This window comes from Arthrobacter sp. 2RAF22 (assembly GCF_052115325.1).
Taxonomy (GTDB): Bacteria; Actinomycetota; Actinomycetes; order Actinomycetales; family Micrococcaceae; genus Arthrobacter.
In genome coordinates this window covers 1-13,514 of sequence record NZ_JBFRGL010000015.1, presented here as the reverse complement: position 1 = coordinate 13,514, position 13,514 = coordinate 1, and the positions used below count along the sequence as shown (strand labels likewise).

Sequence of the window (13,514 nt, the reverse complement as noted above, 5' to 3'; positions counted from 1 at the left end):
GCTTAGCGGCCGCGGCGCTCGTTCGACGCCGGAGCCGAGGCACGGCGCGGGCCGCTGCGGGCGGGACGACCGGCACCTGAATTGCCCGAGCCCGAGCCGTAGGAGCCACCGGAGTTGCCACCCGTGTTCGAGGACCAGACACCTTTGTTGCCACCGGTGCGCGTTGAAGTTGCGGATTCCGTGCGCGGGGCCGACGCCGAGCGGTTGCCTGCGGCTGCACGCTGGCCGGTTGCCCGGCGTCCGCTGCGACCACCCTGCGCACCTTGGCCACGAGCAGCAGGAACGTCGTTGCGGTGAGCGGAAGCTGCGTTGCCGCGGCCACGCGTGCTGCGGGCGACGTCGTCGTTCGCTGCTGCGCGGCGCTCAGCGCGGTTGATGTCGGTGCGCACGGGCTCGGCCGCAACCTTGCCACGGCCACCGCGACCACCACGGCCACCCGCAGTGGGTGCAGCCTGGGTGGTGCGGCGGTTGCGCTTGCGCTGGGCGTTGGCACCGGTGGATGTGCCGCCGCCCGGCTGCTGGGTCTTCGCTGCGAGCAGTGCCGCACTAGTGCGGGGATCAACCTTGTCGGCGACCTGGCCCACGAGCTCGGCAATCAGGGGAGAGTTGGCCGTGACACGTTCGAACGAGACGTCGACGCCGGCAGCCTTCATGAGCTTCTTGACGTCGGACTGCTGCTCGGGGAGCGTCAGCGTGACCACGGTGCCGTCGGAACCTGCGCGGGCCGTACGGCCAGAGCGGTGCAGGTAAGCCTTGTGCTCCGTGGGCGGGTCGACGTGGATGACGAGTTCGACGTCGTCGACGTGCACGCCGCGGGCAGCGACGTCGGTGGCCACCAGGACCCGGACCTCACCGCTGGAGAACTCGGCGAGGTTGCGGTCACGGGCATTCTGCGACAGGTTGCCGTGAAGATCGACGGCAGGGATGCCGCAGTCGGTCAGGGTCTTGGCGAGCTTGCGGGCGTGGTGCTTGGTCCGCATGAAGAGGACGCGGCGGCCGGCGCCGGAGGCCAGCTCGACAATCAGCTGCTTCTTGACGGTCTGGTCGTTGACCACCAGGACGTGGTGCTCCATGGTGGTGACGGCGGCCTGGGGGTCGTCCACGGAGTGGGTCAGCGGGTTGGACAGGTAACGGTTGACCAGTTTGTCAACACCGTTGTCCAACGTCGCAGAGAAGAGCAGGCGCTGGCCCTGGGTGGGGGTCATGTCCATGAGCTTCTTGACCACCGGGAGGAAGCCGAGGTCTGCCATGTGGTCGGCCTCGTCCAGGACGGTGATCTCGACGGCTTCGAGGGTCAGGATGCGCTGGCGGATGAGGTCCTCGAGGCGGCCCGGGCAAGCGATGACGATGTCGACGCCGGCGCGCAGCGCCTTTTCCTGGCGTGCCTGCGAGATGCCGCCGTAGATGACCGTGGTGTTCAGGCCCATGGCCTTGGCCATCGGTTCGATGGTGGCGTTGATCTGGGTGGCCAGCTCACGGGTCGGCGCGAGGACCAGTCCCATGGGGCGACCGGGCTTGCGGAAGTGCTTGGCTTCGCGCTCGGCGAGACGTGCCACAAGCGGGATAGCGAAAGCGATGGTCTTACCGGAGCCGGTGCGGCCACGGCCCAGGACGTCGCGGCCTGCGAGCGTATCCGGGAGGGTCTTGACCTGGATGGGGAAGGCTTCTTCGATGCCATCTGCAGCGAGCGAGTCGGCAATGGCCTTGGGCGTGCCAAGGGCAGCAAAAGTAGTCATGTGCTTCAAGGGTCTTTCTGGCGGTGTCCAACGGACATCGTCCCCCGACGCCGGTTGGGCCAAGGGTTCGCCGAGGAAAAAGTCAGTGATCGACCGGTAGGCAATAAGCCGTGGCCGGGACCAGAGAAAACGCGTTCATCGACGCAGGATGTGCCTCTCACATGAAAAAAGCCCACTTCCCAACTTTGGAACCAAGCCAAATTCGGGGACTAAGCGGGCATCACTGCACATCAAGTAGATCTATTCTAGCATCCGCGGGCCGCGGGCCTTTCCACAGGGCAGGTTCACGCAGGCGGTGTTCCCCCAAGTAGCTCGCAGTTGTTGTCGTTTTGAGGGCTTATAACGACAACAACTGCGAGTCAGTTGGGTGGGGACAGGCGTTGCCTCGCGGCGCACGTCAGGGCAGGCTTGAGCCATGACGCACCAGCACGACGGCGGAGCCCACCTTCACAGCGAAATCCACGACAGCGGAGCCCACCTTCACAGCAACCCTGACCAGGACGCCGACCCGGCGCAGTTTTGGGACGAGGTCTACCGGGAGAAGGCGAAGAGGTGGAGCGGGAATCCCAATCCGCAGCTCATCGCGGAAGCCAAGGGACTGGCTCCCGGCACCGCCCTGGATCTCGGCTGCGGGGAGGGTGCGGACGCCATCTGGCTCGCCCAGCATGGCTGGACGGTGACCGCGGTGGACGTCTCCGCCGTCGCGCTTGAACGGGCAGAAGCCCATGCCGTCGACATCGGGCTACCGGACCGGATCACGTGGCTGCAACGGAATTTCGGCTCGTGGCACCCGGAAGCGGGCTTCGATCTGGTGTCCTCCCAGTTCCTGCATTCTCCGCTTCTTCCGTGGCGCGATTTCCTGGCCTCGGCTGCGGCGGCCGTGGCTCCCGGCGGCGCTTTGTTGGTTGTCGGGCATCATCCGGATGGCCTGACTCCGTGGAGCGGGCACAAGGACATGAAAGACAAGTTCTTCACGCCCGAGGACTTGGTCGAGGCGCTCACAAACGGTCCGGGGACGTGGCGGATCAACGTTGCCGATTCCCGCGAACGCGCGGTGACGGGCCCTGACGGCCAACACGCCACCACCATCGACAGCGTGCTCCGGGCCACCCGGACATCCGGGGCTCACACGTCCTAGGCCCGCACGTCGTCCGCTTCGGCTGCGCGGTGCGCCTCGGCGTCCACCGCATGTTCAGCACCAGGAGGCCGCCGGGCCGCGACCCGTGGCGCAATGACGAGCCCGACGACGGCGATGGCCGACGTCAGGACGAACACCCCCGCGAAGGAACCCGCCGTCGTCGTCAGCGCACTGAAGACGAGACCCGTCACGGCGAGCGAGAGGGCGCCGCCGAGGGAATCGGAGATGGACATCGCAGAACTGTTGAAGCCTTGATCCTCGGGCTTGGAGAGCGCCAGGGTCATGACACTCAACCGCGGGTACATCAGACCCATCCCGGCGCCCGCGAACAGCCAGCCCGCAATCGCCACTCCGGCGGGCCACGCGAGCACCGTGGTCACGAGGACGATGACCACCGAACCGAGCACCAGCGCAGACCCGATCTTGACTGCAAGGGCGTTGCCGAGCCGGGAACCCATGCGGCCCTGGACTGCGGACGCCGCTGCCCAGGCAATCGCCGATCCCGTCAGCGCAAGTCCGGCGAATGCCGGGGAGAACGAGTACCGCTCCGTGAGGAGGTACGGCACGTAAACCTCGGTACCGAAGAAGGCTGCTGAGGCAACTCCGCGCATGAGGATGACGCTTGGCAATCCGCGGTGCGCGCCGAGCGTGCCGCGCGGGACCAGCGGCCGCACTGCCAGCATGGCGATGACGAGCGCGACGGCGGCGATCATCCATCCGACGCCGGGCAGCTGTCCGGAGAGGTTCAGGCCGAGAACCGCAAGGGCGGCGAGCGCGGCCCACCCCATGCGGCCGAAGGCCCAGGGAACATCGGCGCCTCCAGGCTTCGCCTCTCCGGCGCCCGCCTTGGGGGAGCCTGGCTCCGAGGAGCCCGCCTCCCGCGCGTCCGGCGTGGACCGCACCCCCCGCATGGCGGGAAGGATCATTGCCAAGGCCGGAACCACCAAACCCACGACCCCGAGGAACACCCAGTGCCAACTGCTCAACTCGGCAACCACGCCGGCGGCGAAGGGACCGATCATCGAGGGAATGACCCAGGCCGCCGAGAACGCGGCAAAGACTTGGGCATGCAACCTGGCGGGGTAGACCCGGGCGATCACCACATACAGCGCCACGGTCATGGCGCCTCCGCCGAGGCCTTGGACCAGCCTGCCGGCCACGAGCATCTGCATGGAAAGCGCGGTACCGGCGATGAGCAGCCCGGCCGCGAACAGCGCAACGGATGCGTACAGCGGGGCGGCCGGCCCACGCCTGTCCGCCCAGTTTCCTGCGGCCACCATGCCGATCACGCCCGTGGCGAGCGGACCGGCGAAGGCCAACGCATAGAGTCCGGCACCGTCCAGATCGCGGCTCACGAGCGGCATGATGGTAGTGACGGCCATGGATTCGAACGCTGCCAGGAAGACCAACGCCCAGGCACCCGCCGTCGCCAGGAGATAGGGGCGTTGCAGTATGCCGGCTGTTGCGTCGTGGCTTGTCATCATCCCAGCCTAGAAGCCCAAACGAGTTTGGGGCCACCTTCAAAATCCATTCAAGTGATTAATATTCACCTGAAATTAACTCTGGGCAAACTCTGTACTAAATAGCCGACTATCGGTTGTTCCCGTAATCATTCCGTGATGCACTGCTTGGCGTGAACTTCACAAGACGCAACTTCCTGTCCGTTGCCGGATCTGCCACGGCTGCGACGCTTGTCAGCGGCGCCACCGTGAGGACCGTGCCCGCCGCAACCGCACTCCCACAGCCCGGTTCCTCAGGCATCGACCACATCATCGTGGTGATGATGGAAAACCGCTCGTTCGACCATTTCCTTGGCTGGATGCCTGGCGCGGACGGAAAACAGGCCGGACTGACGTTCGTTGACCGCTACGGCATTCCGCATACAACCCACCACCTGACGGATTTCCAGGGCTGTGGGCATCCGGACCCTGACCATTCCTACGAGGGCGGCAGGATCCAGTTCAACAACGGCAAGAACGACGGCTGGCTGCGGGCAGGCGAGAACGATGAATTCGCCGTGGGATACTACGATTCGAGCGACCTCGACTTCTGGCGCCAAGCGGGTCCCGACTGGACCGTCTGCGACCGCTATTTCGCAGCCACCCTCGCCGAAACGTATCCGAACCGCTTCTACCAGCACTCTGCTGCCACGGACAGGCTCCATAACTCGACCGTCACCAGCACCCTGCCCACGATCTGGGACCGCTTGGCAGCCGCCGGCGTTCAGGGAAAGTACTACTACGGCGACGTTCCCTTTACCGCCCTCTGGGGAACAAAGTACCTCGGCATCTCCAGGCCCTACGCCGAGTTCCTCAGCGACTGCAGTTCCGGCAAGCTCTCCTCGGTGTCCTTCGTGGATCCGCGCTTCACGGATGAGTCCAGCGGAACCTCAGGCGATGACCACCCGCATGCGGACATCCGCTCCGGCGAGCTCTTCCTGGCGGAGGTCTACAACGCCGTGACCAAAAGCCCCAACTGGGCGAACACCATGCTGGTGGTCAACTACGACGAATGGGGCGGGTTCTACGACCACGTGCCACCGGAAACGGCACCGGACAGCAATCCGGATACCGCACGGCGCGGCTTCCGCGTCCCGTCCATGGTCATTTCTCCGCGCGCCCGCAGGCAATACGTGGCGCACGATACCTACGACCACACCTCAATCCTGAAGGCCATCGAGTGGCGCTGGGGGCTTCAAGCCCTGACGCCTCGGGACAATGCCGCGCGCAACATCGCCGAAGTGCTTGATTTCCAATCAGCACCCAATTTGACCGCTCCCACGTACCTCGTGCCGCCTTATGCCGCCGGACCGGCCTGCTCGCCTGTCGGGCCGCCGGCGGAGGAAGAGTGGGCCGGCCTGAAACAGAAAGCACTTGCGGACGGATGGACCCTGCCATGACCTTCAAGAACTTCGCCATTTCCAAGATGCGGCTCGGATTCGCTGCGCTGCTGGTCGTCCTGCTGGGCGCCTCCTGCATCGCCTTCGGATTGCAGCAGACCGAGGCACAAGCGAGCGAACCCCAAACCGTCCAGAGCTCCGGGTACCTCCCGGGAGCCAAGCACGTGTTCGTGATCAACCTCGAGAACAAGGGGTACGACACCACATGGGGACCGGGTTCGGCGGCACCGTACCTTTCCACCACACTGCGCAACCAAGGCGTCCTGCTGAACCAGTATTTCGGCACGGCACACAATTCGCAGCCGAACTACGTCGCCCAGATTTCCGGTCAAGGACCCAACCCGCAGATGCAGGCCGATTGCCAGACGTACTCCCCGTTCGCGAAGACCGGAACAGCAGATCCCGGCCAGGCCGTTGGGGACGGCTGCGTTTTCCCCGCCGATGTGCCCACGGTGGCGGGCCAGTTGACGGCAGCCGGGAAGACCTGGAAGGGCTACATGGAGGACATGGGCACACCGTGCCGCCACCCGGCCCTCGGCGCACCCGATGACACCCAGAAAGCAAGGGTCGGGGACCAGTACGCGGCCCGCCACAACCCCTTTGTCTACTTCGCGGGGATCACGGGGTCGCCGGACTGTGCGAAGAACAACGTGGACCTCGGAGACCTGAAGACCGATCTCGCTTCGGTCTCCACCACGCCCAACCTGTCCATGATCACGCCGAACCTTTGCCATGACGGACACGACTCCCCCTGCGTTGACGGACAGCCCGGCGGCCTGACCAGCGCCGATGCCTGGCTGAAGCAGTACGTTCCGCTGATCACCTCGTCTCCCGCCTTCCGCCAGGACGGCGTCCTGATGATCACCTTCGACGAATCCGACAGCCCCCAATCAGACGCTTCAGCGTGTTGCGGCGAGGGCCCCGGGCCCAACTCCCCGCTTCCCGGGATTGTCGGACAGGGCGGCGGCCGGGTCGGCGCTTTGGTCATCTCCCCCTTCACCAAGGGCGGCACCTGGTCCACCACGCCGTACAACCACTACAGTCTGCTGGCCAGCATTGAAGACACCTTCGGCCTCCCGTATCTCGGCTACGCAGGCACCCCTGGGCTGAACCGCTTCGGACTAGACGTCTACAACGCCGCCCTCTAAGCCAAGCCGACGGCGGCGGTCGGCACGACGGCGCCGGTCGCCGTCGAGTCCGGGTTCAGCATCCAGCCGACCCGCTTGGCCGTGCTGAGCATCACGACGCTTTCGACGAGTTCGATCCCGGGAATGCGTTGCTGGATGGCGAGTTCCATCTCCATGACCTCGGCCAGCGAGCGCAGCCACATGATGATCACAAAGTTGGTGCTGCCGGTGGTGGAGGCCGTGAACCTGACGTTCCTCACGGCCCGCAACTCGGCGGCCGCGGCCTCGTGCTGGCCTGCTGGAACATTCGCGAACCACTGGCACGTCATGGGATAGCCGGAGAATTGCTGGGCGATTTCGCAGCGGAAGGACAGCATCCGGCTTGCTAGCACCCGGCCGAGCTGCCGTTGCACCGTTGCAGGGTGCCGCCCCAGTGCGCGTGCGATTTCCGCGGCCGAAGCCCGTCCGTCCCGGGCGAGGAAGGGAAAGAGCTCCATATGGCTCGCCGGCAACGGGGTGACCTGCGCATAAGGGGCGGACGGATTGAGCGCTTCCGGCCCGGCGAGGGCGCGCAGGGCCTGCTGCTCCGCCCGGCTCAGGACGTTGAGCCGCCACGCATAGCCGCTCGTGTGGATCCGGGTGCAGAGCGAGGTCCGGTACTTGGTGAGCCCCCGGATTTCCTTGAGCTGGGGCAATAGCCGGCTGCTGAACTCGCCCAGGTCCTGCGTGATGACGGTCAGCATGAGGTCCCGGTTGCTGGCGGCCTCCTCGACCGTGATGATCTCCGGAATCGCCGCGAGCGCGGCCGTTACCTCTGGCCTGAGGTGCATTTCGCAGTCCACGTCCAACAGGGCAAGGCAGGCATGCTTGGGGTCGCCCATGAGGTGCGCCGTGGTCCAAGCGGCTCCGGATTCCCGCAGGCGGTCCCATCGGGAGGCCAACGTGGTGGCATGGACGCCCAGGACCTCCGCGGCGTCGGACCAACTGATCCGCGGCGAGATCTGGAGGGCATTGATCAGCCGGAGGTCCTCTTCACTGAGTTCCATCAGCGATCCTCTCCTTGTCGATGCGCGATTCTTGTTAATTCTGGCATGTTCCTGAATTTTTACAGGGCTTTGGAAGAATGTGAGGCTAGTCACTCGACAATGGCTATGGATACCTACCAATCGTTCAGGAAACAGGAGAACAGATGTCGATCGCCTCAGACGCCCAAGAGATGCAGGGAGAAATCGCCCGGTTCCGCCACGAGCTCCACCAGGAACCGGAAATCGGCCTGGACCTCCCGCGCACCCAGGAAAAGGTGCTCAAGGCGCTCGACGGACTCCCGTACGAAATCACCCTTGGCGAGAGCACGACGTCGGTCACCGCAGTCCTGCGGGGCGGGGCGGCGCACGCCTCAGCGCAGAAGCCGGCTGTGTTGCTCCGTGCCGACATGGACGGACTCCCCGTCCAGGAGCGCACCGGCGTCGAGTTCTCCTCGAAGATCGACGGCGCCATGCACGCCTGCGGCCACGACCTCCACACGTCCATGCTCGCCGGAGCCGCAACCCTCTTGGCCGAGCGGCGCGATCAATTGGCCGGCGACGTCGTCCTCATGTTCCAGCCCGGCGAGGAAGGCTTCGACGGCGCGGGCCACATGATCCGCGAAGGCGTCCTGGACGCCGCAGGCCGCCGTGTTGACGCCGCCTACGGCATGCATGTCTTCTCCTCACTGGAACCTCACGGCCAGTTCTGCACCAAAGCTGGCGTGATGATGAGCGCCTCGGACGGACTCTTCGTCACGGTCCTGGGCGCCGGCGGCCATGGCTCGGCGCCGCATTCGGCCAAGGACCCCGTGACCGCGGCCGCGGAAATGGTGACGGCGCTGCAGGTCATGATCACCCGGCAGTTCAACATGTTCGATCCCGTAGTCCTGACCGTGGGGGTGCTGCAGGCGGGTACCAAACGCAACGTCATCCCCGAATCCGCGCGTTTCGAAGCCACCATCCGCACATTCTCGGAAGCCTCCCGCGAGCGGATGATGACTGCGATTCCGCAGCTCCTCAAGGGCATTGCCTCCGCGCACGGCCTTGAGGTGGACGTCGACTACCGCGGCGAATACCCCATGACCGTCACTGACGAGGACGAGACGCACACCGCCGAGGACGTCATCTCGGGAATGTTCGGCGATTCCCGGCTCTCCCGCTGGGCCACGCCGATCGGTGGCTCGGAGGATTTCTCCCGGGTCCTGGCCGAAGTTCCGGGAACCTTCGTGGGCCTCAGCGCCGTGCCGCGGGGCGTGGACCACACCACCTCACCGTTCAACCACTCTCCCTACGCCACGTTCGACGACGGCGTCCTGTCCGATGGTGCGGCGCTCTACGCAGAGCTCGCGGTCTCTCGTATCGCCACCCTCGCCGCCGGCAACTAACCACCACCCCCAGACCTTGGAGCAAGACATGACCGCAACCGTAGGCGCTTCAGCCACAGCCCAGGTTCACAAGTCCCATCTGCGAACCCTCATCGGCACCGGCATCGGCAACGCCGTCGAATGGTACGACTGGGCCATTTACGCCACGTTCTCGCCCTTCATCGCCAGCGCGCTCTTCAGCAGCGCCGACCCCACGTCCGCGGTCCTCTCCACCTTGGCGATCTTCGCCGTCGGATTCGTGGCCCGGCCGTTCGGCGGCTTCGTCTTCGGCTGGATCGGCGACCGGATCGGCCGCAAGACGTCCATGACCATCGCCGTCGGCCTCGCGGCTGTCGGCAGCCTGTTGATCGGTATCGCCCCGACATTCCAGGCCGTTGGGGCCCTGGCATCCGTCATGCTCCTGGTGGCCCGCCTCATCCAGGGCCTCGCCCACGGTGGCGAGCTGCCGTCGTCGCAAACGTATTTGTCCGAAATGGCGCCCAAGGAAAAGCGCGGCTTCTGGGCGACCCTCATCTACACCTCCGGCACAGCCGGCATCCTTGCCGGGACGCTGCTGGGCGCCATCCTGACCGGTGTGCTGAGCAAGGCCGACATGAACGCCTGGGGCTGGCGCGTGCCGTTCCTGGTGGGCGGCGCCCTGGGCATCTACGCCTTGGTCATGCGGGCCAAAATGAAGGAGACCGAGGCGTTCCAAGCCGAAGCTCCGAAGGAAAAGCGCGAGCCCATGTGGCCGCAGATCGTCAAATACCGCAAGCAGGCCCTGCAGGTTATCGGGCTGACCGTCGGCCTCACCGTTGTCTACTACATCTGGGGCGTCGTGGCGCCGAGCTACGCGGCCAGCAGCCTCAAGATGGATCGTGGCGCAGCCTTGTGGGCCGGCGTCATCGGCAACGTCGCGTTCATCGCGTCGCTGCCGTTCTGGGGCAAGCTGTCCGACCGCATCGGCCGCAAGCCCGTGCTGATCGTGAGTTCCGCCGGGGCGGCGTTGCTGCACTTCCCCATGACGTGGCTCCTGAAGGACTCCCCTTGGCAGCTTGCCGTTTCGATGTCCGTGATGTTGTTTTTCATTGCCGGCAGCGCCTCGATTGTCCCGGCCGTGTACGCCGAACTGTTCCCGACCAAGATCCGCACCGTCGGCGTCGGCGTCCCGTACTCCATCTGCGTTGCGGTCTTCGGCGGGACGGCCCCGTACCTGCAGACGTGGCTCGGCAGCATCGGCCAAGCCAACATGTTCAACGTCTACGCCGTGATCCTGTTGGCCATCGGTATCGCGTTCGCCTTCATGATCCCGGAAACCAAGGGCAAGGACCTGACGCACTAACCTCCCCCTTTCGGACCCAACTGACTCGCAGTTAACGTCGTTTTGAGCCCTGAAAACGACAACAACTGCGAGTCAGTCGGGCTAGCCGACGTAGCGGTTCCGACCGGCGCGGAACCCGAAGAAGGCCGCCAGGGACCCCACCACGAGGAACAGGATGCCGGCTGCGGCGAAGCCACCGGTCGCTTGGTGCAACTGGCCGACCATCAGTGTTCCCGTGGAGCCCAAGCCATAGCCGACGCCCTGCATCATGCCCGAAAGGTGCGCGGCGGTGTGCGAATCGCGGGTACGCAGCATGATCATGGTCAACGCCACGGCCGTGAGGCTCCCCTGGCCAAGGCCCAACAGTCCGGTCCACACCCAGATCAGGTCCGTGGGGCCGAAAATGCTCAAGGCAAAGCCACCCCCGGTCATGAGCGCCACCACGGTGTTGATGACGCGCTGATCCTTGAACCGGGCCGCTAGCCCCGGAGCAACGAACGAACCAAGCATCTGCAGGACAATCGACACGGACACGATCAAGCCGGCCGTCCCGCCGTCGATCCCGCGATCACGCAGGATCGGCGCCAACCAGGCGAACACGCTGAAGGACATCATCGCCTGCAACACCATGAAGGCGGTGACCTGCCAGGCGACGGCGGAACGCCAGACGTTCGCACCGCCGTCGGCCGCGTTGTGGCGGACGGGGTGCTGGCGGATCGCCAGCGGCAGGAAAAGCAAAAGTACGACGGCGGCGGGCAGCGCCCAGAACCACAGCGCCGAGGTCCAGTGCCCGGCCGCCGTGAAGACGGGGTAGGTGAAACCGGCACCAAGCGCGGCAGACGCGCAAATCGCCGTCGTATACAGACCGCCCATGAGTCCGAGCCGATGCGGGAAGTCGCGCTTGACCACGCCGGGCAGCAGCACGTTGCACAGGGCGATCGCGGCGCCGCACGCCGCGGTTCCGGTGAGCAGTGCGGGCAAGTGCCCCGCTCCGGCGAGGTCCACGGGTCGGATCAGCAGCCCCGCTGTCAGCACGGCCATCGCGCCGAGCAGCACCCTCTCGGCACCGAAACGGCGGGCCAGGATGGGCGCCAGCGGAGCGAAGACACCCAGCAAGGTCACCGGCACGGTGGTGAGGACAACCACCGCCCAGCCCGGCAGACCGGCGTCGGCGGTGACTTCCGGAAGGACAGCCGAAAAGCTCGAGAAGACCGTCCGCAGGTTCAGCCCTATGAGCACCAGGCAGATCCCCAGGAAGACGAGTCCGCCGCGCGTCTTGACCTGGGTGGGCTCGGCGGCGGGGAGCTCGTCGATCTCGGCGTCGACAAGTACCTCGGCGACGCCGGAGTGTGGCTTGGTGTTCTTGGGGGCGCTTGAAGCGGGGGTCACCAACCCATTCTGGCAGTCACTCCCGTGGGCGGGCGCCTCGTGACGGGAGAGTGCGCAGGTTCCGCCGCGGGCGTTTGGTCCTGCAACGGTATTCTGGAGGGGATGAGTGAAACCCCAGAATCCCCTGAAACACCGCAGTCTTCGCGCCCCGTGACCCCAGGGAGCCAGGCCTCCTTCGGCACCTACGGCGGCCGGCCGGTCAGTTTCGTGCGCCGCGGGACGCGCCTCCAGGGCCGCCGCCAGGCAGCGTGGGAAGAGCACTCGGACCGCTGGGCCATCCAGGTCCCGCGGCATGTCGCCAACACCTCGGTGCACCCGGACTACGTGTTCGACGCCGAAGCGGAGTTCGGGCGCAAGGCACCGCTGATCGTTGAAATCGGTTCGGGACTCGGCGATGCCGTATGCCACGCTGCGGAGGAGAACCCGGACAAGGACTTCCTCGCCGTGGAGGTCTACACCCCGGGCCTGGCCAACACCATGATCAAGATCAACAGCCGCGGGCTCAGCAACGTCCGGGTGGTCGAAGCCAACGCGCCCGAGGTCCTGGCTACCATGCTTCCTGCCGGTTCGGTGAGCGAGCTCTGGGTCTTCTTCCCCGACCCCTGGCACAAGTCCCGGCACCACAAACGCCGCCTCATCCAGCCCGCGTTCGCCGAACTCGCTGCGCGGTCCCTCAAGAAGGGTGGCCTGTGGCGGATCGCCACCGACTGGTCCAACTACGCCGTCCACGTCCGCGAGGTCCTGGCCGGCTCAACCGAGTTTGAAAACCTGCACGACGGCGAGCGGGCCGGCGCGGACAGCCCCCTCACCCAAGTGTGGGAATCCGGAGTCGAATCCATGGTGGGCGGGGCCCCCGTCAAGGAAGGCCGGGCACCGGTCAGCACCGAGCACACCGGCCCCAACGAGGGAGTGGACCACGTAGGCGGATGGGCTCCGCGCTTCGATGGCCGCATCCGCACCAGCTTCGAAAACAAGGCCCACGAGGCCGGGCGCATGATCTTCGACCTTAGTTACCGCAGGATTTAGCTTCACGAATGCTCACGTGCCCTTTGCGTGCCGCACAGGCACCGGATACCATGTGAGACGTGTCACCGGAAGGCGGCACACGCTTATGATCTGCGGCGGGAGAGCCCTGCCGGTACGTTTCAGCAGGCGCCGTAGGAGCAAATCCTCCCCAGGAATCTCTCAGGCCCATGTACCGCCGCGGCAAGGCAACTCTGGAAAGCAGCCCGGGCAACCGGACTCACCGACGGTGCAAGCGTCCAGCCGCAAGGCAGGGACGCGGAAACTCTCAGGTCCAATACAGAGCGGGGAGGAACCGAATCATCGTGGTGCGTCCGCGCCACCTGAATTATGGAGTTCCTCATGACCCTGGCACCTGAAGGCCGTAAGCTGCTGCGCGTTGAACAGCGCAACAAAGCCGTCCCGGTCGAACGCAAGCCCGAGTGGATCAAGGCCAAGGTCCAGATGGGCCCGGAATTCGTGGGCCTGAAGAACCTCGTGAAAAAAGAAGGC

General features: G+C 65.6%; 10 protein-coding genes, 1 pseudogene and 2 riboswitches. Of the genes and pseudogenes, 7 read left to right on the top strand and 4 right to left on the bottom strand.

Annotated elements, in window-relative coordinates:
* Positions 1-2 precede the first annotated feature (2 nt).
* Entirely contained in the window at positions 3-1,736 is a 1,734-nt protein-coding gene (locus tag AB4068_RS12150; RefSeq protein ID WP_441433512.1) for a DEAD/DEAH box helicase, read from the bottom strand.
* 415 nt (positions 1,737-2,151) lie between these two features.
* On the opposite strand from AB4068_RS12150, the gene AB4068_RS12145 reads away from it, so the two are divergent.
* Entirely contained in the window at positions 2,152-2,874 is a 723-nt protein-coding gene (locus tag AB4068_RS12145) for an SAM-dependent methyltransferase (RefSeq protein WP_441433511.1), read from the top strand.
* On the opposite strand, the gene AB4068_RS12140 is transcribed toward AB4068_RS12145, so the two are convergent.
* Positions 2,871-4,355 (bottom strand): MFS transporter, encoded by a 1,485-nt coding sequence (locus AB4068_RS12140; protein WP_441433510.1) that lies wholly within the window; start codon positions 4,353-4,355, stop codon positions 2,871-2,873. The two genes, AB4068_RS12145 and AB4068_RS12140, sit on opposite strands and share 4 nt — an antisense overlap.
* Positions 4,356-4,507: 152 nt before the next feature.
* Between AB4068_RS12140 and AB4068_RS12135 the strand changes: the two genes are divergently transcribed.
* Both AB4068_RS12135 and AB4068_RS12130 read left to right on the top strand, forming a co-directional pair.
* Positions 4,508-5,773, top strand: coding sequence for an alkaline phosphatase family protein (locus AB4068_RS12135; RefSeq protein ID WP_441433509.1), 1,266 nt, complete (start codon positions 4,508-4,510; stop codon positions 5,771-5,773).
* Positions 5,770-6,921 (top strand): alkaline phosphatase family protein, encoded by a 1,152-nt coding sequence (locus AB4068_RS12130; RefSeq protein ID WP_441433508.1) that lies wholly within the window; start codon positions 5,770-5,772, stop codon positions 6,919-6,921. The genes AB4068_RS12135 and AB4068_RS12130 overlap by 4 nt, the downstream gene beginning before the upstream one ends.
* On the opposite strand, the gene AB4068_RS12125 is transcribed toward AB4068_RS12130, so the two are convergent.
* Complete coding sequence (locus AB4068_RS12125; protein WP_284991885.1) at positions 6,918-7,946, bottom strand: Lrp/AsnC family transcriptional regulator; 1,029 nt, start codon at positions 7,944-7,946, stop codon at positions 6,918-6,920. The genes AB4068_RS12130 and AB4068_RS12125 overlap by 4 nt on opposite strands.
* 143 nt (positions 7,947-8,089) lie before the next feature.
* On the opposite strand from AB4068_RS12125, the gene AB4068_RS12120 reads away from it, so the two are divergent.
* Positions 8,090-9,310, top strand: a complete 1,221-nt coding sequence (locus AB4068_RS12120) for a M20 metallopeptidase family protein (RefSeq protein ID WP_441433507.1) — start codon at positions 8,090-8,092, stop codon at positions 9,308-9,310.
* 28 nt (positions 9,311-9,338) lie between these two features.
* A complete protein-coding gene (locus AB4068_RS12115) occupies positions 9,339-10,631 on the top strand; it encodes an MFS transporter (RefSeq protein ID WP_307055425.1) in 1,293 nt (430 codons plus the stop codon).
* Between the two features lie 81 nt (positions 10,632-10,712).
* Here AB4068_RS12115 and AB4068_RS12110 read toward each other — a convergent pair whose 3' ends face one another.
* Positions 10,713-11,999: an MFS transporter gene (locus tag AB4068_RS12110; RefSeq protein WP_441433506.1), complete on the bottom strand. Its 1,287-nt coding sequence runs from the start codon at positions 11,997-11,999 to the stop codon at positions 10,713-10,715.
* A 102-nt stretch (positions 12,000-12,101) separates the two neighbouring features.
* Here AB4068_RS12110 and trmB point away from each other — a divergent pair, with 102 nt between their 5' ends.
* Together trmB and AB4068_RS12100 are read left to right on the top strand one after the other, a co-directional pair.
* Positions 12,102-13,025, top strand: a complete 924-nt coding sequence (gene trmB / locus AB4068_RS12105) for a tRNA (guanosine(46)-N7)-methyltransferase TrmB (RefSeq protein ID WP_284991880.1) — start codon at positions 12,102-12,104, stop codon at positions 13,023-13,025.
* A gap of 86 nt (positions 13,026-13,111) precedes the next feature.
* A riboswitch (glycine riboswitch) is annotated at positions 13,112-13,210 on the top strand.
* Position 13,211: 1 nt separating this feature from the next.
* Positions 13,212-13,315, top strand: a riboswitch (glycine riboswitch).
* Between the two features lie 49 nt (positions 13,316-13,364).
* A pseudogene (locus tag AB4068_RS12100) lies at positions 13,365-13,514 on the top strand (lipoyl synthase); the annotation flags it as partial.

Bases quoted from the DNA above. Each gene is read 5' to 3' on its own strand.
- AB4068_RS12150 (WP_441433512.1), bottom strand. From the start codon at position 1,736: ATGACTACTTTTGCTGCCCTTGGCACGCCCAAGGCCATTGCCGACTCG.
- AB4068_RS12145 (WP_441433511.1), top strand. From the start codon at position 2,152: ATGACGCACCAGCACGACGGCGGAGCCCACCTTCACAGCGAAATCCAC.
- AB4068_RS12140 (WP_441433510.1), bottom strand. From the start codon at position 4,355: ATGACAAGCCACGACGCAACAGCCGGCATACTGCAACGCCCCTATCTC.
- AB4068_RS12130 (WP_441433508.1), top strand. From the start codon at position 5,770: ATGACCTTCAAGAACTTCGCCATTTCCAAGATGCGGCTCGGATTCGCT.
- AB4068_RS12125 (WP_284991885.1), bottom strand. From the start codon at position 7,946: ATGGAACTCAGTGAAGAGGACCTCCGGCTGATCAATGCCCTCCAGATC.
- AB4068_RS12120 (WP_441433507.1), top strand. From the start codon at position 8,090: ATGTCGATCGCCTCAGACGCCCAAGAGATGCAGGGAGAAATCGCCCGG.
- AB4068_RS12115 (WP_307055425.1), top strand. From the start codon at position 9,339: ATGACCGCAACCGTAGGCGCTTCAGCCACAGCCCAGGTTCACAAGTCC.
- trmB (WP_284991880.1), top strand. From the start codon at position 12,102: ATGAGTGAAACCCCAGAATCCCCTGAAACACCGCAGTCTTCGCGCCCC.